Below are 21,198 nucleotides of genomic sequence, written 5' to 3'. Positions count from 1 at the left end.
AAGTCTTATGGTTTTAAATGATGTGGTCTAAAACCCGTTGCCAACAATCCAACCCCATAGGCCACTACACCCACCACACACAGCGCAGTGACTTCTGCCACACGCATCCATTGTGATACATCACCGTTATACCAAGTTAAGGCATACCACAACGCAGCAATCATCACAGCATTCGCCACTGCAAACTGCAAGATGAGTTTTTTCCAGTGCGCACCAAAACGGAAAATCTTGCGTTGATGCAAATAGAAATACAACATGCCTGCATTCACCAAAGCCGAACCTGATGATGCCAATGCCAATGCCATATGTTCAGCTTGCCAGTCAATCAGTTTAAAGAAGCCAATAAAGACCACGTTTAAAATCGCATTGGCTGCCACGGCCATTAAACCCACACGTACTGGTGTTTTGGTGTCTTGCTGTGCATAAAAACCTGGTGCAAAGACTTTAATCAGCATGAATGAAATGACCCCTGCACTCATACATTGCAAGGCTAAAGCGGTCATTTGCGTATCTTGAAAGCTAAACTGGCCACGCTCAAACAGTGCCTGAATAATAGGGGTTGACAACATAAACAGTGCAATACTGGCAGGGACACCCACCAAAATAATCACCCGTGCTGCCCAATCCATCATGCCACGGAATTTATCCATATTCTGTTCTGCATGACGCGCAGACAATGACGGTAAAATAACTGTACCTATCGCGACACCAATTAAGCCCAAAGGTAGCTCGGTCATACGTTCTGCACTATACAACCAAGACACCGAGCCATCCTGCATAAAAGAAGCCCAAATGGTATTGAGTAACAGGTTAATTTGCGTGACCGATACCCCAAACAAAGCAGGCAGCATCAGCTTCATAATCCGATCCACCCCTTCATGCTTGAAATCAACTTTAGGGGGAATCAGCAGTTTTTTACGCCATAATTCTGGAATTTGAATCGCAAGTTGTAAAGCACCCGCAATAATCACCGCCCACCCCAGTGCCATAATCGGCTCTGCCATGTATGGTGTGAGCCATAATGCGCCTGCAATCATCGCCACATTCAGCAATACAGGCGCAAAGGCTGGCGTGGTAAATGAGCCATAGCTGTTTAAAATACTACTGGCAAATGCCGTCAGCGACATAAACAATAAATAAGGAATGGTCAGTCGGAACATATCGGTGGCTAAAGCAAACTTTTCAGGGTCGCTATGGAAACCCGGTGCATAGATATACATCACCGCAGGCGCAGCCACCATGGCGGCAAAGGTTAACCCTGTCATTACCGTCATTAAACAGCCAAAAACCCGACTAATTAAAATTTGCACTTCGGCATGGGTGCGGCTGGTTTTATATTCGGTCAATACAGGAATAAAAGCCTGCGAAAATGCCCCTTCGGCAAACAATCGCCTGAAAAAGTTGGGGATGCGAAACGCTACCACAAAGGTATCGAAATCTTTACCTGCACCAAACACATTCAGCAATACCACATCACGGACTAATCCTAGTACCCGTGACAGCATGGTCATTGCACTGACAATAAAGGTCGATCGCCAAAGCGCCATCGTTACCACCCAATCAAAAATTTAGTCGCTATTGTAATCAAAGCATCAACAAAGTTTTGTTATTGATTGATCAATTTTTCCTGTGATGTCGAAGCTTTAAGTTGAGATAACTGTTCACGAAAATACTGCCAGTCAAAATACGGTCCCGGATCCGTTTTACGTCCTGGTGCAATATCAGAATGTCCTGCAATATGCTGTTGAATACTCGGATAGGCCTGCTGCAAACAGTGTACCACCCTCACCAAACTCTGATATTGCGCTGTTTCAAAAGGCAAGTCATCACTGCCTTCTAACTCTATCCCAATCGAATAGTCATTACATTCAGGTTGTGCCAAATAACTAGAACGCCCTGCGTGCCACGCCCGATCTGCAAAATTAACAAATTGCAGCACCTCGCCTGTTCTTAAAATCAGCAAATGTGCCGAAACCTGCATGCCCTGAATGGTCTGAAAATAAGAATGCTGCGACCAATCCAATTGGTTCTGAAAAAATTGCTCAATATAACCACCACCAAATTGTGACGGCGGCAAACTAATATTGTGAATGACCAGCAGTTGAATCTCTTGGTCTATCGGACGGGCGTTGAAATTTGGAGATGGGACTTGTCTTGCCCCTTGTAATTGACCATCAACCACCTGAAACGACGGCATATGTTGCATAAGGCAATCCCCAAACCATTAGAATAGAAAAATAGAACAGAAATTTCAGTTTAATGCCAACACGTGACAATGAACATCTTAAATTAAACCCGAATGTGGCTAAAAAACACATCCTGACGCAGAACAGTGTTAATATAACGCGCAATTTTCATGGGTAAGATCGACACGGAAAATCTTATGAGCATCTCTCCAGCTTTGCTTGAACAATCCATCCAAATCAATATTCAGCAAGCCTTGCAAGAAGATATTGGCGATGGTGATATTACCGCACTATTGACCCCTGAAGATGAGCAAGCCACTGCTACGATTATTAGCCGTGAAGACATGATTTTGGCAGGTCAACCGTGGGTCAATGCCTTGATCCAAGCATACGATGCCAATGTGCAAGTCAACTGGTTAAAAAATGATGGCGACCGTGTTGCTGCCAATGAAGCCTTTTTGAAATTGTCAGGTTCTGCACGCAGCCTGTTAACGGTAGAACGCCCTGCGCTGAATTTTGTGCAAACCCTGTCTGCGGTTGCCACCAAAACAGCGGCTTATGTGCAACAACTCGAAGGCTTAAACACCAAACTGCTAGATACCCGTAAAACCTTACCGGGTTTACGCATTGCACAAAAATATGCTGTCACGGTGGGTGGTGGACAAAACCATCGTTTAGGTTTGTTTGATGCCTTTTTGATTAAAGAAAATCACATTATGGCAGCAGGTGGCATTACTCAGGCGATTGTTAAAGCACATGCCATTGCTCCGGGCAAACCTGTAGAAGTGGAAGTGGAAACTTGGGATGAACTGAATCAAGCCCTTGAAGCCAAAGCTGATATTGTAATGTTGGATAACTTTAGCCAGCAACAGATGATTGAGGCGGTCAAGCATGTAGCAGGACGTTGCAAACTTGAAGCGTCAGGCAACATCACCATCGAAAATTTACGTGAAGTGGCCAGCACAGGCGTAGATTACATTTCGATGGGGGTTTTAACCAAAGACGTCAAAGCTGTGGATTTATCAATGCGCTTTAATGCGTAAACAATTGATTTTAAATTAAAGGGTGTAATCTACGCCCTTAATTTTTTCCAAAAATTGATTTTGAGGAGGCAGATGAGCCTCCTTTTTTATGCCTCAATTTTGAATTTAATCATCGTCCTTGTTGTCGTTGTCGTTGTCGTTGTCGTTGTCGTTGTCGTTGTCGTTGTCGTTGTCGTTGTCGTTGTCGTTGTCGTTGTCGGAAGCTTGACCGAGTACACTACGATTGTCTTCATTTTGCTGCTCAGTACGTGAATCACATGCAGTTAAAAACAACATCATGGCAGACATTAAAATAATCAATAGTTTCATGCTTTCCTCCTCTTTTCATACAGTTTTCCATCTTAAAAGAACTCATCCTGCAATATTGTAGCTTTTTGCTTCACACCTCCTATTGCTTCACACCTCCTGTCGCAATCTACGCGTCATCCATAAAAAAACGCATCCGAAGATGCGTTTTGAACAGTGCTGCAATCTTAGAAAACTTGGCTTACCAGCCCAAAGCCTGCTGCTGTTTTTTCACCAATTCCTGAATACCTTTTTCTGCCATTTCCAACATGGCATTGCACTGCACACGAGTAAACGGTTTGTCTTCTGCAGTGCCTTGAATTTCAATAAATTCACCTGCTTGGGTCATCACCACGTTTAAATCGGTCTGGCAGTTTGAATCTTCTTCATAGCATAAATCCAGTAATACCTCATCTTGGTACATGCCTACAGAAATTGCAGCCACCAAACCTTTTAATGGGTCATGCTTAATTTTTTTCTTTTCTAGCAACACATTCATGGCATCAATCAACGCCACTGCTGCACCTGTAATGGCTGCCGTACGGGTACCACCATCGGCCTGAATCACATCGCAGTCAATAGTAATGGTGTTTTCACCCAGTTTTTTCAAATCAACCATAGCACGTAAGCTACGACCAATTAAGCGCTGAATTTCCTGTGTACGCCCGCTTTGTTTACCACGTGCCGCCTCACGGTCACTACGGGTATGCGTTGAACGTGGCAACATGCCATATTCTGCAGTTACCCAGCCTTGTCCCTGCCCTTTTAAAAAACGCGGTACAGAGTTATCAATACTTGCGGTACACAAAACTTTGGTATGACCAAACTCTACCAACACTGAACCTTCAGCATAGCGAGTATAGTTACGGGTAATTTTTACCTCACGTAATTGATCTAAAGCTCGTTGGTCAATACGCATAATGTGTCCTTATTTTTGGCTCAAATAAATTGCCCGCAAGTATAACAGATGCCACAGCACAGGTCGCTTATCTAAAGCTTGTCGTGTTCTGTTTCGGTAAATTTTAGCTGTATTTTTACAAGCTGGCTTCATTCATCTTTTAGTATTATCCTGAAACACAGGTTTTTGTTAGACTGCGCGGCACTGGCAGAATCAGGAAATACAATGTCGATTCGGGAAGAACGAAAACAACAAAGTCGTCAGGCAATTATGGATGCAGTGCTTCAACTCAGCAGCGCAGGGCGTGCATTTAGCAGCATCAGCTTAAGAGAAATTTCACGACAGATTGGACTCGTGCCCACCGCGTTTTATCGGCATTTTCAAGATATGGATGCTTTAGCACTCGATTTGGTCGATCAAGTTGCCCTACACATTAAAGGGATTTTACATCAATTGGGGCAAGGCTATTTGTACCAACCCGATGCACAGACCGAAACGGCACTGACCCTGTTTTTTAAATCGGTCGATCAACGCCCACAACAATGGATTTTTTTAATTTCCGAACGCTGGGGCGGTTCTGCTATTTTACGCCAAGCCATTGCCCGTGAAATTGATTTTTTAATTGAAGATTTAGCCAATGATTTACAGCGAGTCGAAAGCGTACAACATTTTCAACATGCCGAAGACTTACACGTACTGGCCAATATTTTAATTAATTTGTCTTTAAACTGGGCAATGAACTGGATCAGTTTGGGACAGCAATTTGAAGCAGAAAAATTGCAGCAACAACAGCAGCACTTCATACAACAAAGCATTACTCAAGTCCATTTGCTATTTCGTGGTATTTGCCACTGGCAGCGTCCGCAGCCTATTTAAAGTTATCTGCTAAACACTTTAGCCATAAAAAACCGCAATGATCTTTCAATCATTGCGGTTTTAGATACAAGGTGATTTCACCACAGCATCGTAGTTTTATTTCTTAGCTTTACGCTCTTGATCAACCAAGTAGTTCACTACTTGAATCACTTTGCCGTTATTGCCCTGCACAATGTATTTACCATTTACCACCACGGCAGGTACACCCGTCAACTGGTACTGACGCGCCAATTGCTTGGCTTGTGATATTTTAGAGGTGATCGCAAACGAGTTAAACATGCTGTTAAATTTCGCTTCAGGCACGCCATATTTTACAAAGAATTTGGCTTGAGACTGTTGGTCAAAAATTTGCTGACCTTTGTCATGAATCGCATGGAACAATGGCAAGTGAGTTTTCTTACGTACGCCCAGTGCTTCAGACACATAATAACCACGTGCATTCATTTCCCAAACAGGATTCATGGCCGCAGGGGTACGCACAAAATTCACATCTTTAGGCAATTTGCGTAACCATGCTTGCATATATGGTTCTAAAGTAAAGCAGTGGCCACAGCCGTACCAAAAGAACTCACGCACTTCAATTTTACCCGGTACATCGACCTTACCTGGGTTAGCCACAACGCTATAATCTTTACCTGCTACAAAATTTGCCGCCATTGCGCTGCCAGAAATAGTAAAGATGGCCGTTGCCAAACCACCTAAAAGGAATTTTTTCATTGCGTTTATAGTCCTCTAAATCATTCTGTTTAGTTTATGGCAACACTATAAACCAAATATGCCGATTTCGTTTTCCTTCTGTGAACTTTTTTACAGCTTTTATCGCTTTTTTTAGAATTAACGCTACACTAGGGTTTATACATATTTTTACCATCATCACGATTAAATTGAGGTGACACCCATGTCGCAACTGAATGTTGATCCACAAGAAATTGCCAAATTTGAAGCATTTGCAGCCATATGGTGGGATCAGCATTCCGAGTTCCGTCCCCTGCACATGATTAACCCACTACGCTTAAACTGGATTGATGAACATGCAGGCGGCTTGGCAGGCAAAAAAGTACTGGATGTCGGCTGCGGTGGTGGTATTTTGGCAGAAAGCATGGCACGACGTGGTGCCAATGTACTCGGCATTGATATGGGCGAAGCACCTTTAAATGTGGCGCGTATCCATGCTGAGCAAGAAGGCGTAAATAATATTGAGTATCGCCAAATTCCTGTTGAACAACTGGCAGATGAGCAAGCTGGTCAGTACGATGTCGTGACCTGTATGGAAATGTTAGAGCACGTACCCGACCCAGCCTCTATTATTCAAGCCTGCCAAAAACTGGTCAAGCCAGGTGGTCATGTATTTTTCTCGACCATTAACCGTAACCCTAAATCATATCTATTTGCCATTATTGGGGCAGAATACGTGCTGCGTATGCTGGCCAAAGGTACGCACGATTATCATAAATTTATTAAGCCGTCTGAATTGGCGCATGACATTCGCCAAGCGGGTTTAAAACTCAAAGATATGACGGGTTTACACTACAACCCACTGACTAAACGCTATTGGTTAGCGCCAAATGTGGATGTGAACTACATGGTCTACACGGTCAACGAGGTAACAGAATGAAGGCGGTTTTATTTGACCTCGATGGCACCTTAATTGATACCGCTGCTGATTTTATTCGCATCATTCAAGACATGTGCCGCGACAAAGGCTGTGAGATTGTGGCAGCAGACGCCATTCGCACACAGGTATCTGAAGGTGCACGGGCGATGGTCAAACTAGTCTATCCAGAACTTGAGGTGGATGATCCTGTATTTCTTGCGCATCGACAACGCTTTTTAGACCTGTACGGCGCAGATATTGCTGTCGAAACCGATCTGTTTGAAGGCATGTATCCCCTGCTTGAAGCGTTGGAACAGCATCAAATTCCGTGGGGCATTGTGACCAATAAACCGCGCTGGCTTAGCGAAGCGCTGCTCAAAGCACTGAATTTAACTGAACGCTGTGCAGTTTTAATCTGCCCTGAAGATGTTCGCCGTACCAAACCTGACCCAGAACCTATGTATTTGGCGGCCAAACAAATTGAAATTGCCCCAGAACACTGTATTTATGTAGGTGACCATCCACGCGATATAGATGCAGGTCGTAACGCCAACATGTACACTATTTTGGCCGCTTACGGTTATTTACCGTTACAACACAAAGATGACTTAACAGCATGGCAAGCAGATTGTATAGTGGATTCAGTGACTGAATTACATACGGTTTTGAACAAATTGGTGCTTCAAGCTACCACGCAAAACAGCATTGCCAATGCTTAAATCAATCCTGCAAAGCGATCACATGAAACTCAGCCCACAAGCAATAAGAAATGAACAGGAGGGATGCCCATGAAATATTCAGAATATCAACCTCGTCCCGATCTTCTCAAAGACCGTATTATCCTCATTACTGGCGCGGGAGATGGTATTGGACGAGCGGCTGCCCTCAGTTATGCGCTACACGGAGCAACCGTGGTGCTGCATGGTCGTACCCTCAATAAACTTGAAGTGATTTATGATGAAATCGAAAGTTTAGGCGCACCGCAACCTGCTATTTTGCCGCTTCAGCTTTCGAGTGCTTCACCACGAGATTATGAATTACTGGTCGATACCCTAGACAAACAATTCGGACGTTTGGATGGTATTTTGCATAATGCGGGCATTTTAGGCGAACGGACTGAGTTAGCGAATTACCCTGCCGATGTTTGGGATGATGTCATGGCCGTGAATTTACGTGCGCCATTTGTACTCACTCAGGAATTATTGCCGCTTTTGGCAAAATCGGAACATGCTTCAGTCGTGTTTGCCAGTTCAGGTGTAGGTCGTGAAGCACGTGAACGTTGGGGTGCTTATTCGGTGTCTAAAATTGCAATTGAAGCAGTGAGTCAATTATTTGCCAAAGAAAAGATGCATCCGAATATTCGCTACAACTGCATTAACCCAGGCGCGACCCGTACTGCTATGCGCGCCAAAGCCTATCCAAATGAAGATCCAAAAACTTTACCTACACCCGATGCCATCATGCCGGCCTATTTATATTTAATGGGCGATGACAGCTTGCACATGAATGGTCAAAGTATTGATGCACAGGATTAGTCCTGTCGTTTGATTCTAAAAAGGAAGGGCTTGCTTCCTTTTTTATGGACTTAACACCTAGCATATTGCCAATTTTTACGTATTAATTTGCCGTAAAATGGCTAAGCACAAGCATCTTCTAGTATATACCCTGCCTATTTTGGCAGTACAAAGCCTGATTGCTATGCTTCCACATCTCAATTCAACCTCAACGATGCAGAGAGCAACATGACTGAATTAAACAACATCACCGTGACACCCCTTGAAGATGGTATGGTGTCTTTACTGATTGATGGTCAGCCTATTTCTGAAAAATATGGCATGAAGTTTGAAGCCAGCATCGTAGATGACATTCAGGCACTCGATAACGGTCAGAAAATCAAACTGTTTGATCAGTTTGTTTTTTCACATACCGATCTTAATTTTGAACATGCTTACCACTATGTCACAGGCATTGAAAAATTGGACGATGCCTACAAAGTGGTTAAAAACTTTGTTTATCGTATTAAAATTGAAGGGCAACCTGAAATTGAACACGTGATTACCAAACAAGGAGCACCAATGGGTACTGAAGATGTACGCGAATTTATCCATGCACATATTCATAAATCACTGACCGACTACACCGATTTAAACTACGCCTATTAAGCAAAAATCACGGCAACGGCGGCATTAATCGTTTTTCTGGATTGCTTTTATAAAATTAAACGGTTTTACAAATTAACATACATCAACTATGCTTGATGCATCTCCACAACACGCATTAGGTAAATTGTGATGACTGATATTCAACGTAAAACTGCTGTGATTCAAAGTATTGAAAGCTTGCAATTAGGTCAGCATTTAATTGTGGCTTTGAATGATCGTGAAACAGCCGAATGTGTTGCCATCGCTGTGCAATCCTTACAAGGCTTAACTGAACATTGGAACTAAAGCAGACCATAGCAGTACGCTGCTATGGTGATGCCTCATCCTTTCCTTAGCACAACAACAATCATCTAGCCTATTTTGCTGAGCGATACCTGCTAAATTTCGTATTTTGTCGCATAATAGAATCAATACCATGCCGCATCCTGCAGAGTGTATTTAAAAAATTCATGTGCTTTCTTCACAGTTTCTCTGCATTTAACGGTTAAAGTATGAACTGTGATATCAAGACGAGAGAATGAGGGGTTTAAATGAAAAAGATTTTGACAGTTCTGGCAATGTCTTTCAGTGCTTTACTAAGCAGCAATTTTGCAACTGCCGCCCCTCAATTTGATCGCGACTCAGCTGACCATCCTCGTCACCAAGCACACAATAAACGTGAATTTCGTGCCGATGCAGAAGAACGCATGCAAGATAAACGTCGTATGCGTGAAGAACGTGGTGTGAAACGTTTACAACAACATAAATGGCAACCGGGTTATGTCATGCCGCAGCATTATCGTGGCAATGGTTATAAAGTCGATTATCAGGAACATAATTTGCCCCGCCCTGAACGCAAACAGCAATGGTATAAAATCAACCAAGACTACATTTTGGTCGATGTCGAAAACCACCATATTTTGCGTATCGCAGGTTTGTAGACCTCCTGTTACGCGTACACAATGTCTAAATACATAGCCCAAAGTCCACTTTGGGCTTTTTTTATAGAGTGATGTCCCACACTCATCACATTGCTGTGAAATATCCCGCTCGAACTCTCCTTGTTTTCTCCATAAAATTCACAATTCACCTCAATTTCCACCATCGTTTATCTTGAGTATTTGATTAATTTGGACACATCTACCCCATATTTAAAACTGAAGGTAAGTCCCATGAAAAAATTACTCAGCACCTTAGCACTGTCTTTAAGCGCAATCATGGCAACATCGGCTATGGCAGCACCCGACCACCGTTATGATGATCGTCGTCATCAAGCAAGTGTTGGCTACAAACATCAGGACAAGCATTGGGACAATCCACGTCATCCTACACAGTGGGAACAAAAGCGTTATGATCAAAAACGTGTAAATCCAAGTCGTGACTGGCGTGTAGGTCAAAACCTGCCACGTGGATATGACGCGAACCGCTACAAAGTCAGTGATCGTGAAGCACATCGTTTACCTAACACAGGCCGCTATCAGCAGTGGTATAAAGTCAACGGTGACTATGTACTGATTAATGAGCGTACCCAGCGTATTATTCGTATTATTGGCTAAAACCGTTCAGCCTGAGCTGAAAAATAACATATCTCCACAACACCTGAAGTACCATTCAGGTGTTTTTTTATATTTAGACTTCCGCTACAGAATTTTTTGATTAGAATCAAAGACAGCACCATCCACCATTACAGCAGGCCAACGAATGACTCCGACTGAAAACCCGCACAGCACAACCTTGCAATATGTGCATTGGTTTAGACATTCTGCGCCTTATATCAATGCTCACCGCAATAAAACCTTTGTGATTATGTTCGATGGCGAAGCAGTTTTGCATGAAAACTTTCAGCACATTATTCATGATATTGCTCTGCTGCACTCGCTTGGTATTCGACTTATTCTGGTACATGGTGCGCGTCCACAAATTAATCAAAACTTAAAATTCAGCCAAATTGATACGCCATTTCACATGCAACGTCGTGTCACCACTCGTGAGTCTTTATCTTGTGTCATGAATGCTGTTGGTTCAATTCGCTTGCAAATTGAAGCTTTATTGTCGATGGGGCTAGCGAACTCCCCTATGTACGGTGCACGGATTGATGTGGTGTCAGGCAATTTTATTACCGCCAAACCGTATGGTATTCGTGATGGGATCGATTTTCAACTAACAGGTGAAGTCCGTACGGTAGATGCCGACGCTATTCAACGCCATTTAGAAAATCATAATATTGTGTTACTCGGCCCGACAGGTTATTCCACCACGGGTGAAGTATTTAACTTGTTAGCCGAAGAAGTGGCGACTAAAACTGCCATTCAATTAAAAGCCGACAAACTGATTTTCTTAGGCGCGCAGCACGGCTTACAAAATGCCGAAGGTCAATTACAACGTGAAGTTCATCCTCAACATTTAAATCCATATATTGAAGATGCTCAGCGACATCATCCTGAACTGGCTTTACATTTAAATGCAGCCCAAGATGCCTCATTAAACGGCGTACATCGGGTACATCTCATTTCTTATGCCTACGATGGCGCTTTACTCGAAGAACTTTTTACCCGCGATGGCTCAGGCACAATGGTGAGTGATGCGCACTATGAAGAAGTCCGCATGGCTAATATTCAGGATGTGGGCGGTCTGATTCGGCTATTACGCCCTTTAGAAGAAGATGGTGTATTGGTGTATCGCTCACGTGAACGTCTGGAAAATGAAATTGGACAATTTGCAGTGATTGAACGTGACGGCATGATTCTCGCCTGTGCTGCCCTGTACCCAATTCCGACCACAGGTCATGAACTCAAGTCTGCCGAAATTGCCTGTGTCGCGGTACATCCTGCTTATCGTAAATCCAACCGTGGTCGCCAAATTTTGGATTATTTAGAGGATAAAGCCAAAGCCATGGGCATTCAGCAGTTGTTTATTTTGACCACCCGCACCGCACACTGGTTTTTAGAACAGGGGTTTGCACCTGCCAGTGTCGACGATTTACCCGATGCACGTCAGGCTTTATATAACTATCAACGCAACTCAATTGTATGTAAAAAACAGCTCTAAGTAAGATTTACTGGCACATTGAATGACACAGCACAATCAAAACCTTAAGATGTTTCACGTGGAACATGCTGTGAATTAAATCAAATCATCACGACAGTGTAAAGATGATCAAAATTGGCAGCACCCACACCACTGTTTAGTTTTTTTAAATAAAATTGATGCAAGGTAGGAGGAAACTTTACTTTTGTCATTTATATAAGAAATCTGAAAAGCTTATCCATTCAATCAGAAAATACAAAAACAAGATACTCCCCCTCTCTAATCATACTTTTCACGGATTTAATAGCTAAACTACAGAATAAACTCAAAATATTTTAAAAATACATCTTTAAAAGATGCACAAGCCTGATGATTTGCCGTACAATAAATGATTCCCTTTTTTCATTGTTTTAAAATTACGAATGGAACAAAAAAAGAGTACACAAAAACGCCATCAGCTTCTCAATGCTGCACTCGACGTATTTTCGTTATACGGATTTAGCGGCGCGAGTTTGGACGAAATCGCACAAATTGCAGAGATGCATAAATCGAATATTTTCTATTATTATGAAAATAAAGAAGCCTTATATGTTGAAGTGCTGACTACGGTATTGCAAAAATGGCTAGCACCTTTACAAATGCTCGAAGCTGAACTCGAACCTGATGAAGCAATTACCAATTATTTGCTGCAAAAAATTGAGGTTTCACGTACTCAACCGAAAGCATCACGTCTATTTGCATTAGAAGTGATTCAAGGTGCACCACATATTCAGGAAATTTTAAAAGGCCCTCTGAAAAAACTGGTCAAACGCAAAGCTAAAGTCATTACCATGTGGCAAGAGCAAGGCAAACTGTCTAAGCAGATTGATCCTGAATTGCTCATTTTGAATATTTGGGCGATTACCCAAAACTATGCTGACTTTGCAACGCAAATGGAAATGGTAACAGGGAAAACCCTACGCAACCGCAGCATGTTGCAACGTGTCTTGCAACATACAGTTCATATGATGCTTTACGGTATTATGCCGCGTCAGAACGAAGTGGATGCACCACAAGCCGCTGTGGTCACTGCCACACCTGAACAAGAATCACAAGACTAATTACGCAGCACTCAATAGACGCGTACTTTAACCTCAAGACCCTAGTTATGACTAGGGTCTTGGCGTTTTCGGCATACAATATTATTTAAGCCCCTGATACAAAGACAATAATTTTTGTGCACCCAATAACAAGTTTTCTTCCCAATCTAAATGCGCTGTATCATTGGCACCATCGGTAATATATTTAACTGACAATATGCGTACTCGTAATTTTTTACAGACTTTGGCAATCGCATAGCCTTCCATATCGACCAACTGACACGGTACTTTAGGTGTACCCGTTTCAAAGCTATCCCCCGTGCCACAAATGCCACTCGGCAAATGCTCAAAATAGCGTTCCAAATGAATTTCAGCAGGATATTCCTGATCCATTGGCGTAACTCCCACCTGAAAACCCAACGGAGAAACATCCATATCGCGTTGCACAAATTGGCACACCTCCACCAAAGCATGTGCATCAAAATGTGAGCTGCCAGCTGTGCCTAAATTCAATAAAGTTTTACACCCAGTCTTGTGAATCACTTCAAAGGCTTTAAACGCAGCATTGACCTTACCAATACCACTGTAATGCACCTGAATCCCTGCCTGCTCAAACAAACCTTTAGACTCATTCGGCAAAGCCATGATCAATGCAACATCCGACATAAAATACTCAATTAACAGACTTCATGCGTGCCATTAGAAAACAAATTGATCCGAAAGAAAAGCGCCTCTGGTCTCTGCTCAAACAACCTACATAAGATCAGATGGCGCTTTAAACTGAAAGGATTTCAGAGCTCATTTATACTGCTGTTCTAAATATGTTTTTAAGCACGGTGAAAAGAACAAATGACCTTGATAAAAACCCTGTGCCGTCTTGGTTGCGACCAAACTCCATAACAACATCAGTATGGCTGCAAAAGCATAGCCAACGGCATACAGGAAGGCCAAATTGAGTTGTTGGGCTAGAGTTAAGATTGCCAGTGTATATACGCCCAATGGGAAGGTCAGTCCCCACCAACCCAAATTAAATGGTAAGTCCTGTTTGGCATGGTGCAAAGTCGTCAGTACCGCAATCCCCAACCACCACAGCCCAAAACCCAGCAGAATTAAACTGGCCAAAATTCCCGCCTGCTGAAATAACTGACCCAGTTGTACTAAGCCCAAACTCGCCATCAGCGTCGGTGCCTGATGCCCCAAAACCAATAACGCCAAAGCAGCAGTGCCTATCGGCCCCAAAGCCAACCAACTGCTGACCGCCAACTCTTTTTCAGGCAATTTATGTAAGACCAAACGCAACATTAAAATCGTTAAAATTGCAAAGGCGGGTAATACTGAAACACCCCACAACACATAACTACCCAATAAAATCGCAACGGCGTGAGTATCAGCTGCCAAATGCCCCAGTAATAAACCACCACTGCTGGCTGCAACTTCACAGGCCACGATCGGCAATAACCACACCGCGGTCATCTGCTGTAAAGCATGCTCCTGATGTCGATACATGGCAAAAGGAACTGCCCACGCCACCAAGAGCGCTAAGACCACATCGGCATACCAGAGCGTTTGCGCAATCTGTACAGCTGTGTCGCCATAAATAGGCTGACCATACTTTAAAAAGCCATTGAGGATGGTGGCCAGCGCCATCGGAATCGTCCCTAAAAATAGGCTCATGCTTGGATGTTGAAAAATCTGTTTGGCTTCGTGCAGATAAAATGCCCAACGTAAGCCATATAGCACACTAAAAAGTACGAACAATAAAATATTGAAATACCACAGCCCTGTGCCGAGTTGCCATGTGAGTGCCTTTATCATCGGAAACTCTGATACAATTAACGCCACAACACCTGTTCCCATACTGACAGTGAACCAGTTGGGGGTGAATTGACGAATGATATTGTGGCGCTGTCCAAGTTGTGTAAATGGTTTTTGCATGAGTTCGGCCTCATTTAAAATCTACATTTATACTAATCAAATCTATAAATAAGAAAAATTGATTAATTTATATTAAATAAATAAGTAAAATTGATATAAGTATACTTTGCACTAAATTTTTCGTTGTCAAAAAACAACCACAAGACGAATGCCCAAGAATATGGCAATATATAAGCCGTTCTTAATTCCAAGCACTTGATTTGCCCATGAAGCTGCTCCGTCTAAATGCTTTGCCCTCAAATACCCAATTAGAAAAAACCGCTGTCACCATCGGTAATTTTGACGGGGTGCATTTGGGTCATCAAGCCATGATTCATCAGCTCAAAGCCGTTGCAAAACAACAAAATCTAAAAACTGTGGTGATGATTTTTGAGCCTCAACCACTTGAATTCTTTAAAGGTTATGATGCTCCACCGCGTATTTCATCATTGCGGGAAAAAGTCGAATATCTGACCGAATTGGGGGTCGACTACATTGCAGTTGCGAAATTTGACAGTCATTTCCGTAGTTTAACTGCCGAAGCCTTTGCAAAACTTTTAAAAAACACCCTGAATGCCTCGCATTTGGTCTTGGGCGATGACTTCCATTTTGGTAAAAACCGCCAAGGCAATAGTGAGTTTTTGCGCAACTATGGCTTTCAGGTCACCAATTTAAACACCATTGAACTAAATGGTGAGCGTGTTAGCTCAACTCGTATTCGTCAAACTTTACAAGCTGGTGATTTGGCACTCGCAGCCAAACTGCTTGGACGCCCATATAGCATTACAGGGCGCGTCCAATATGGCGATCAAATTGGTCGCACACTTGATTTTCCAACCATTAATGTACGCTTAAACCGCCATAAACCCTGCTTAAATGGCATTTATGGCGTTGAAGTGGTCTGTGAAACCACCGCTTTAAGCGAAAAAGTCAAACACGATCATCCTCACAAAACGGGTGTTGCAGGCTACAGCCCGAACAGTCTGTTTGGTGCAGGGCATGTAGGTACGCGCCCAGCCATTCAACAAGTACAGCCCGAATGGCGATTAGAAGTACATTTCCCCAATGTTTCTGCTAATCTGTATGGCTTATTAATGCGGGTCACATTTTTAAACTATTTACATAGCGAAAAAAATTACCCTTCGCTTGAAGCACTCAAAGCGGGAATTGATGATGATGTTGAAAAACTTCTTGAATTTCGACAAGATCATCCAAATTTCCCTTTTTAATTTACCCTAAATATTTAATGTAAAACGCGTCAGTCCATGGGCTGATTCAACTGGAAGACAACTTGCATGAGCGATAAGCAAACTCCTGAAAATGCAGTGGATTATAAAGCCACGCTAAACCTCCCAGGTACTGAATTTGCAATGAAAGCAAATCTCGCAGTACGTGAAGCGAAATGGTTAGAAGAGTGGTATGCCGACAACATTTATCAGCAGATTCGTGCATCGCGTATTGGCAAGAAAAAATATGTGCTTCACGATGGCCCTCCGTATGCCAATGGTCAAATTCACTTGGGTCACGCGGTCAATAAAGTCCTGAAAGACATTATTATTAAAAGCCGTGTCATGGATGGTTTTGACGCACCCTACGTTCCAGGTTGGGACTGTCACGGTTTACCGATTGAACTTAAAGTAGAAGAAAAAGTAGGTAAGGTGGGCGTAAAAGTCGATGCTTCGGCTTTTCGTAAAGCCTGCCGCGAATATGCTTACACCCAAGTCGAATTACAGAAAAAAGACTTCGTGCGTATGGGCGTATTTGGTGATTGGGACAACCCTTACCTCACCATGAACTTCAAGCAAGAAGCCGACATCGTGCGTTCATTGGGTGCAATTGCCAAAGCAGGTCATATTGAACCAGGTCTTAAACCTGTAAACTGGTGTTTGGACTGTGGTTCTGCTTTGGCAGAAGCCGAAGTTGAATATGAAGATAAAAAATCCGATGCAATTGATGTCGGTTTTGCTGTGGTCGATTTAGCCGATTTATCTGCACGCTTGGGTGTGCAAATGAATGATGCTACTGACATTGTAATTTGGACGACCACACCGTGGACTTTGCCTGCGAACCAAGCCGTTGCATTGCATGCCGAAATTAAATACCAATTGGTGAAAGCACGTGCTGATGACAAAGCACCACAAAACTTTATTTTGGCCAAAGAATTGGTACAGTCAGCGACTGAACGCTATGGTTTTGGCAGCTATGAAGTGCTAGCTGATTTTACAGGTGACAAACTCGAAAACCTGATCTTGCAACATCCACTGATTCAAACACGCCAAGTGCCTGTAATTTTAGGTGAACACGTGACCGCAACAAGCGGTACAGGTGCAGTACATACCGCACCTGGACACGGTGTGGACGACTATAAAGTTGGCTTACAATACAACCTAAAAGTTGACAATCCTGTCGGTGGCAATGGCGTTTATTTACCGACAGCACCAATCTTTGCAGGCGAACACATCTACAAAGCCAATCCACAAATTATTGCGACTTTGGCAGAAAACAATAAGCTTTGGGCACATCACCCAATCAAACACAGCTATCCACACTGCTGGCGCCATAAAACTCCAATTATTTTCCGTGCGACACCACAATGGTTTATCAGCATGGATGCCAAAGGTTTACGTCAAGGCGCACTGAATGCGATTGAAAATGACATCAGCTTCGTACCAGATTGGGGTAAAAACCGTATCCAAGCGATGATTGAAGGTCGTCCAGACTGGTGTATATCACGTCAACGTACATGGGGGGTACCAATTCCATTCTTCGTGCATAAAGACACCAATGAATTGCACCCTCGCACCCCTGAATTGATTGAAGACGTTGCAAAACTGATCGAACAAGAAGGGATTGATGGTTGGTATAACCGTGAAGCTAAAGACTTCATTGGTGATGATGCCGAGCACTACAATGCAGTGCGCGATACCTTAGACGTTTGGTTCGACTCAGGTACGACTCATTATGCAGTTCTACGTGAGCGTGAAGAGTTGCAAGACCCAGCCGATTTATATCTTGAAGGTTCAGACCAACACCGTGGTTGGTTCCAATCTTCATTACTCACCTCGATTGCAATCAATGAGCGCGCACCATACAAAGGCTTGTTAACACACGGCTTTGTGGTCGATGAAAAAGGTCGCAAAATGTCGAAATCGTTGGGTAACATCATTACCCCACAAGACATTATTAAAGACATGGGTGCAGACGGTTTACGCTTTTGGATTGCATCTGCAGATTATCGCTATGAAATGACGGCAGGTAAGGAAATCTTTAGCCGTGCATCAGACGGTTATCGTCGTATCCGTAATACCTTGCGTTTCTTGTTGGCCAACTTAAATGGTTTTAAACCATCGACAGATGCGCTTCCTGTAGATCAATTGATTGCTTTAGATCAATACATCCTACAACGTGCCGCAGAAGTACAGAAAACCATTCAGCAAGCCTATGAAGATATGAACTTCCATATCGTAACCAGTGCGCTGACTAACTTCTGTATTAATGACTTGGGTGGTTTCTACCTCGACATCATCAAAGACCGTCAGTACACCACCAAAGCGGACTCGCAAGCACGTCATTCTGCACAAACCGCTTTGTATCACTTGGTTCAGGCTTTTGTTCGTTGGATGGCACCAATCTTAAGCTTTACAGCACAAGAAGCATGGCCGCTCATTCCTGAGCAATCAGAAAAGTACGTGTTCACAGCAGAGTGGTATGACATTCCAGTGGCTTCTGAAGCCAACATCCTGGCAGAAGCGGAATGGCAAACCCTGATAGCAGTTAAATCTGCTGTCAATAAGTTCATCGAAGCTGCGCGTACAGCCAAAACAGTTGGTTCTAACCTGTCTGCCAAAGTTGAACTTTGGGCCAATGACGAACTCAAAGCCGTATTGGATAAACTAGGCGATGAGCTACGTTTTGTCCTGATTACTTCACAAGTGATTGTAAATGACTTTGATGCTGCACAAGGTGAAGCCTCTGATTTAGATGGCTTGAACGTGAAAGTTTCTGCAGCAGATGGCGAAAAATGCGTACGTTGCTGGCATGTACTTCCTGATGTGAATACACATTCTGCACATCCAGGCTTATGCTCACGTTGTATTATCAACCTTCCAACAGGTCAAGGCGAAGAGAGAAAATATGCCTAATTCACAACACAAAAAGGGCTTATTCCAGTTTTATCCGCACAATTTATGGTGGATTGGCTTGTCCATTGTCGCGATTATTCTGGATCAATGGACCAAATGGATTGCAGTATCGCATCTGAATTACGCAGATCCTGTGCCTGTATTGCCCTTTTTGAATTGGACTTTACTGCATAACTATGGCGCTGCCTTTAGTTTCTTGTCCGATGCAGGTGGATGGCAACGTTATTTCTTTACCTCATTGGCAGGTTTAGTGTCTGTAATTTTTGTATTTTGGCTGATGCGTATGCCAAAAAATGTCATCGTACTGCCTTTGGCGATTGCCTTGATTTTAGGCGGTGCGATTGGGAATTTAATTGATCGGGTCAGCCTTGGCTACGTGGTCGATTTTATTCACGTGTACTACAACAACAGCCACTTCCCTGCCTTTAATATTGCAGACAGTGCCATCACGCTTGGCACCATTCTGCTGTTAATTGATACCTTTTTCCTAGAAAAACACCGAATTGAACGAGCGCAGGCGCAACATGACTGAAATTATTAATCCAAATGATGAAACTCGTATTGAAGATGGCTCAAAAGTCGAGTTGCACTTTTCTGTCGCCATTGAAAATGGTGTAGAAATTGACAACACCCGTAGCCGCGCTGAACCTGTGAGTTTGGTCATGGGTGATGGCAGCCTATTACCTGGTTTTGAAAAGTCATTATTTGGTTTACGTGCAGGTGACCGCCGTACCGTGAGTCTTCCACCTGAAGAAGCATTTGGTCCATGGAATTCTGAAAACGTACAAACTTTTGATACGGTTAAATTTGAGCAACGTCCAGTTGAAGGACACATGATTGAGTTTGAAGATAAAGCCAAACAAAGCCTCTATGGCGTGGTGAAATCGGTCAATGATGATGTGACCGAAGTAGACTTTAACCATCCTTTAGCAGGTAAAAATATTACCTTTGAAGTTGAAATTTTTAGAGTCACCCCTGCAGGACAACAAGGTATTAAATTGATGTAATCAATTTGCATACTAGCTGCATCTTTCTGCTGTTCAAATCCCCCAAGTACAAGAAAATGGACTTGGGGTTTTTTATTGAATAAGACAATTATTAAATACAATCAATCATTCAAAACTCAATAAGTCCAGTTTATTGATATTCGTTTCACCGATATCTCGTTGTACGTTTTAGCTTACATGCATTGCAGAAAATTGATGCTAGGCAAAAATCACCTTTCATTTTATATTTAACACATACAGAAACAGGATGGTAAGCGTCCGCTGAACACACCTTATGAATTCATCCTATAAGCCTTAATTTAGTCCCCACTTAAAAACAAGTGGGGACTAAAATTTATGACTACAAATAATCAGACATCCATCGCATCTCTTGCGAAAAAACGAAGAACATACAGTGCTGAATTTAAACAGCAGATCGTTCAGGCTTGTAAAGCACCGGACGTTTCAATTGCTTCGGTCGCTTTGCAACATGGATTGAATACAAATCTTGTATCCAAATGGATTCGCTTAATTGATGCTAAGCCAGGGAATGATCGCTCACCACTACCGAATAAACCTGCATTTATTGCCTTATCTTGCTCTGCACCATTAGATCCTACTCCTACTGACATGTTAACGGTTCAAATTACTTTACCCCACTCAAAAGCAGAAATTGGCTTGAAATGGCAAGTATCAGAAATATCTGCTTTAGCAGAATTACTCAAGGCACTTGCAACATGATCCGCATTGATGAAATCTGGCTTTCTACCCAACCTCTGGATATGCGAGCAGGGATGGATACTATCATGGCTCAGGTGGTGAGAGCCTTTGGCTACATCAAACCGCATTGCGCCTACCTGTTCTGTAATAAACGTGGTCATCGTATGAAAGTGTTGGTACATGATGGACTGGGCATCTGGCTGTGTGCCCGGCGTTTGGAACAGGGTAAATTTCACTGGGCTCAAGTTCACCAAGGTGAAACCGTGGCCCTCAGCCCGGAACAGTTACAGGCATTAATCCAAGGTTT

24 protein-coding genes are annotated in these 21,198 nt (G+C 43.0%); 17 read left to right on the top strand and 7 right to left on the bottom strand.

Annotation, left to right across the window (positions count from 1 at the left end; genetic code table 11):
* Window positions 1-5 precede the first annotated feature (5 nt).
* Both murJ and ampD read right to left on the bottom strand, forming a co-directional pair.
* A complete protein-coding gene (gene murJ, locus CF596_RS10970; protein ID WP_171324977.1) occupies window positions 6-1,556 on the bottom strand; it encodes a murein biosynthesis integral membrane protein MurJ in 1,551 nt (516 codons plus the stop codon).
* Between the two features lie 50 nt (window positions 1,557-1,606).
* Complete coding sequence (ampD, locus tag CF596_RS10965; RefSeq protein ID WP_096902473.1) at window positions 1,607-2,206, bottom strand: 1,6-anhydro-N-acetylmuramyl-L-alanine amidase AmpD; 600 nt, start codon at window positions 2,204-2,206, stop codon at window positions 1,607-1,609.
* 177 nt (window positions 2,207-2,383) lie between these two features.
* On the opposite strand from ampD, the gene nadC reads away from it, so the two are divergent.
* Window positions 2,384-3,229: a carboxylating nicotinate-nucleotide diphosphorylase gene (gene nadC / locus CF596_RS10960; protein ID WP_096902472.1), complete on the top strand. Its 846-nt coding sequence runs from the start codon at window positions 2,384-2,386 to the stop codon at window positions 3,227-3,229.
* A gap of 105 nt (window positions 3,230-3,334) precedes the next feature.
* On the opposite strand, the gene CF596_RS14780 is transcribed toward nadC, so the two are convergent.
* Together CF596_RS14780 and rph are read right to left on the bottom strand one after the other, a co-directional pair.
* Window positions 3,335-3,538, bottom strand: coding sequence for a hypothetical protein (locus CF596_RS14780; protein WP_171324975.1), 204 nt, complete (start codon window positions 3,536-3,538; stop codon window positions 3,335-3,337).
* 178 nt (window positions 3,539-3,716) lie between these two features.
* Window positions 3,717-4,433 carry a ribonuclease PH gene (gene rph / locus CF596_RS10950; protein ID WP_096902471.1) on the bottom strand — a complete coding sequence of 239 codons (717 nt, stop codon included), beginning with the start codon at window positions 4,431-4,433 and terminating at the stop codon, window positions 3,717-3,719.
* 204 nt (window positions 4,434-4,637) lie between these two features.
* Here rph and CF596_RS10945 point away from each other — a divergent pair, with 204 nt between their 5' ends.
* A complete protein-coding gene (locus CF596_RS10945; RefSeq protein ID WP_096902470.1) occupies window positions 4,638-5,288 on the top strand; it encodes a TetR family transcriptional regulator in 651 nt (216 codons plus the stop codon).
* Between the two features lie 96 nt (window positions 5,289-5,384).
* On the opposite strand, the gene CF596_RS10940 is transcribed toward CF596_RS10945, so the two are convergent.
* Window positions 5,385-6,005, bottom strand: a complete 621-nt coding sequence (locus tag CF596_RS10940) for a thiol:disulfide interchange protein DsbA/DsbL (RefSeq protein ID WP_096902469.1) — start codon at window positions 6,003-6,005, stop codon at window positions 5,385-5,387.
* Between the two features lie 181 nt (window positions 6,006-6,186).
* Between CF596_RS10940 and ubiG the strand changes: the two genes are divergently transcribed.
* From ubiG to CF596_RS10900, 9 genes are all read left to right on the top strand, one after another.
* Window positions 6,187-6,903, top strand: a complete 717-nt coding sequence (gene ubiG / locus CF596_RS10935) for a bifunctional 2-polyprenyl-6-hydroxyphenol methylase/3-demethylubiquinol 3-O-methyltransferase UbiG (protein ID WP_096902468.1) — start codon at window positions 6,187-6,189, stop codon at window positions 6,901-6,903.
* A complete protein-coding gene (locus tag CF596_RS10930) occupies window positions 6,900-7,601 on the top strand; it encodes an HAD-IA family hydrolase (RefSeq protein ID WP_096902467.1) in 702 nt (233 codons plus the stop codon). Before ubiG ends, CF596_RS10930 begins: the two co-directional genes overlap by 4 nt.
* A 69-nt stretch (window positions 7,602-7,670) precedes the next feature.
* Complete coding sequence (locus tag CF596_RS10925; RefSeq protein WP_096902466.1) at window positions 7,671-8,417, top strand: YciK family oxidoreductase; 747 nt, start codon at window positions 7,671-7,673, stop codon at window positions 8,415-8,417.
* 207 nt (window positions 8,418-8,624) lie between these two features.
* Window positions 8,625-9,044 carry a hypothetical protein gene (locus CF596_RS10920; RefSeq protein WP_096902465.1) on the top strand — a complete coding sequence of 140 codons (420 nt, stop codon included), beginning with the start codon at window positions 8,625-8,627 and terminating at the stop codon, window positions 9,042-9,044.
* 129 nt (window positions 9,045-9,173) lie between these two features.
* Complete coding sequence (locus tag CF596_RS14775; RefSeq protein ID WP_171324973.1) at window positions 9,174-9,329, top strand: hypothetical protein; 156 nt, start codon at window positions 9,174-9,176, stop codon at window positions 9,327-9,329.
* Between the two features lie 245 nt (window positions 9,330-9,574).
* Window positions 9,575-9,964 carry an RcnB family protein gene (locus CF596_RS10915; RefSeq protein WP_096902464.1) on the top strand — a complete coding sequence of 130 codons (390 nt, stop codon included), beginning with the start codon at window positions 9,575-9,577 and terminating at the stop codon, window positions 9,962-9,964.
* Between the two features lie 231 nt (window positions 9,965-10,195).
* Window positions 10,196-10,579, top strand: a complete 384-nt coding sequence (locus CF596_RS10910) for an RcnB family protein (RefSeq protein WP_096902463.1) — start codon at window positions 10,196-10,198, stop codon at window positions 10,577-10,579.
* 145 nt (window positions 10,580-10,724) lie between these two features.
* Window positions 10,725-12,071, top strand: coding sequence for an amino-acid N-acetyltransferase (argA, locus tag CF596_RS10905; protein WP_096902462.1), 1,347 nt, complete (start codon window positions 10,725-10,727; stop codon window positions 12,069-12,071).
* 401 nt (window positions 12,072-12,472) lie between these two features.
* Window positions 12,473-13,150 (top strand): TetR/AcrR family transcriptional regulator, encoded by a 678-nt coding sequence (locus CF596_RS10900; RefSeq protein WP_096902461.1) that lies wholly within the window; start codon window positions 12,473-12,475, stop codon window positions 13,148-13,150.
* 81 nt (window positions 13,151-13,231) lie between these two features.
* Here CF596_RS10900 and CF596_RS10895 read toward each other — a convergent pair whose 3' ends face one another.
* On the bottom strand, window positions 13,232-13,795 hold the full coding sequence (locus tag CF596_RS10895) for a 5'-nucleosidase (protein ID WP_096902460.1): 564 nt from the start codon (window positions 13,793-13,795) through the stop codon (window positions 13,232-13,234).
* Between the two features lie 132 nt (window positions 13,796-13,927).
* Window positions 13,928-15,064, bottom strand: a complete 1,137-nt coding sequence (locus tag CF596_RS10890; protein WP_096902459.1) for a TDT family transporter — start codon at window positions 15,062-15,064, stop codon at window positions 13,928-13,930.
* Window positions 15,065-15,270: 206 nt separating this feature from the next.
* On the opposite strand from CF596_RS10890, the gene ribF reads away from it, so the two are divergent.
* The 6 genes from ribF to tnpB form a co-directional block, all read left to right on the top strand.
* Complete coding sequence (gene ribF, locus CF596_RS10885) at window positions 15,271-16,272, top strand: bifunctional riboflavin kinase/FAD synthetase (RefSeq protein ID WP_096902458.1); 1,002 nt, start codon at window positions 15,271-15,273, stop codon at window positions 16,270-16,272.
* A gap of 66 nt (window positions 16,273-16,338) precedes the next feature.
* Window positions 16,339-19,185 carry an isoleucine--tRNA ligase gene (ileS, locus tag CF596_RS10880; RefSeq protein ID WP_096902457.1) on the top strand — a complete coding sequence of 949 codons (2,847 nt, stop codon included), beginning with the start codon at window positions 16,339-16,341 and terminating at the stop codon, window positions 19,183-19,185.
* Complete coding sequence (gene lspA, locus CF596_RS10875) at window positions 19,178-19,717, top strand: signal peptidase II (protein ID WP_096902456.1); 540 nt, start codon at window positions 19,178-19,180, stop codon at window positions 19,715-19,717. Before ileS ends, lspA begins: the two co-directional genes overlap by 8 nt.
* Entirely contained in the window at window positions 19,710-20,192 is a 483-nt protein-coding gene (locus CF596_RS10870; RefSeq protein ID WP_096902455.1) for a peptidylprolyl isomerase, read from the top strand. The genes lspA and CF596_RS10870 overlap by 8 nt, the downstream gene beginning before the upstream one ends.
* Window positions 20,193-20,528: 336 nt before the next feature.
* A complete protein-coding gene (locus tag CF596_RS10865; RefSeq protein ID WP_000210517.1) occupies window positions 20,529-20,912 on the top strand; it encodes a transposase in 384 nt (127 codons plus the stop codon).
* The coding region (tnpB, locus tag CF596_RS10860; RefSeq protein ID WP_171324971.1) for an IS66 family insertion sequence element accessory protein TnpB at window positions 20,909-21,198 on the top strand (290 nt) is incomplete at its 3' end. The genes CF596_RS10865 and tnpB, both read left to right, overlap by 4 nt.

The organism is Acinetobacter sp. YT-02 (genome assembly GCF_002412355.1).
In the GTDB taxonomy this organism is placed as follows: domain Bacteria; phylum Pseudomonadota; class Gammaproteobacteria; order Pseudomonadales; family Moraxellaceae; genus Acinetobacter; species Acinetobacter towneri.
The sequence above is the reverse complement of the archived record's forward strand: the minus strand, read 5'-3'. Positions and strand labels throughout refer to the sequence as shown.

Coding starts and splice junctions, on each gene's coding strand:
- ribF (WP_096902458.1), top strand. CDS start 15,271: ATGAAGCTGCTCCGTCTAAATGCTTTGCCCTCAAATACCCAATTAGAA.
- lspA (WP_096902456.1), top strand. CDS start 19,178: ATGCCTAATTCACAACACAAAAAGGGCTTATTCCAGTTTTATCCGCAC.
- nadC (WP_096902472.1), top strand. CDS start 2,384: ATGAGCATCTCTCCAGCTTTGCTTGAACAATCCATCCAAATCAATATT.
- ampD (WP_096902473.1), bottom strand. CDS start 2,206: ATGCAACATATGCCGTCGTTTCAGGTGGTTGATGGTCAATTACAAGGG.
- CF596_RS10895 (WP_096902460.1), bottom strand. CDS start 13,795: ATGTCGGATGTTGCATTGATCATGGCTTTGCCGAATGAGTCTAAAGGT.
- argA (WP_096902462.1), top strand. CDS start 10,725: ATGACTCCGACTGAAAACCCGCACAGCACAACCTTGCAATATGTGCAT.
- ubiG (WP_096902468.1), top strand. CDS start 6,187: ATGTCGCAACTGAATGTTGATCCACAAGAAATTGCCAAATTTGAAGCA.
- CF596_RS10925 (WP_096902466.1), top strand. CDS start 7,671: ATGAAATATTCAGAATATCAACCTCGTCCCGATCTTCTCAAAGACCGT.
- CF596_RS10900 (WP_096902461.1), top strand. CDS start 12,473: ATGGAACAAAAAAAGAGTACACAAAAACGCCATCAGCTTCTCAATGCT.
- CF596_RS10930 (WP_096902467.1), top strand. CDS start 6,900: ATGAAGGCGGTTTTATTTGACCTCGATGGCACCTTAATTGATACCGCT.
- CF596_RS10890 (WP_096902459.1), bottom strand. CDS start 15,064: ATGCAAAAACCATTTACACAACTTGGACAGCGCCACAATATCATTCGT.
- CF596_RS10865 (WP_000210517.1), top strand. CDS start 20,529: ATGACTACAAATAATCAGACATCCATCGCATCTCTTGCGAAAAAACGA.
- CF596_RS10945 (WP_096902470.1), top strand. CDS start 4,638: ATGTCGATTCGGGAAGAACGAAAACAACAAAGTCGTCAGGCAATTATG.
- CF596_RS14780 (WP_171324975.1), bottom strand. CDS start 3,538: ATGAAACTATTGATTATTTTAATGTCTGCCATGATGTTGTTTTTAACT.
- ileS (WP_096902457.1), top strand. CDS start 16,339: ATGAGCGATAAGCAAACTCCTGAAAATGCAGTGGATTATAAAGCCACG.
- rph (WP_096902471.1), bottom strand. CDS start 4,433: ATGCGTATTGACCAACGAGCTTTAGATCAATTACGTGAGGTAAAAATT.
- CF596_RS10940 (WP_096902469.1), bottom strand. CDS start 6,005: ATGAAAAAATTCCTTTTAGGTGGTTTGGCAACGGCCATCTTTACTATT.
- CF596_RS14775 (WP_171324973.1), top strand. CDS start 9,174: ATGACTGATATTCAACGTAAAACTGCTGTGATTCAAAGTATTGAAAGC.
- CF596_RS10910 (WP_096902463.1), top strand. CDS start 10,196: ATGAAAAAATTACTCAGCACCTTAGCACTGTCTTTAAGCGCAATCATG.
- CF596_RS10915 (WP_096902464.1), top strand. CDS start 9,575: ATGAAAAAGATTTTGACAGTTCTGGCAATGTCTTTCAGTGCTTTACTA.
- CF596_RS10920 (WP_096902465.1), top strand. CDS start 8,625: ATGACTGAATTAAACAACATCACCGTGACACCCCTTGAAGATGGTATG.
- CF596_RS10870 (WP_096902455.1), top strand. CDS start 19,710: ATGACTGAAATTATTAATCCAAATGATGAAACTCGTATTGAAGATGGC.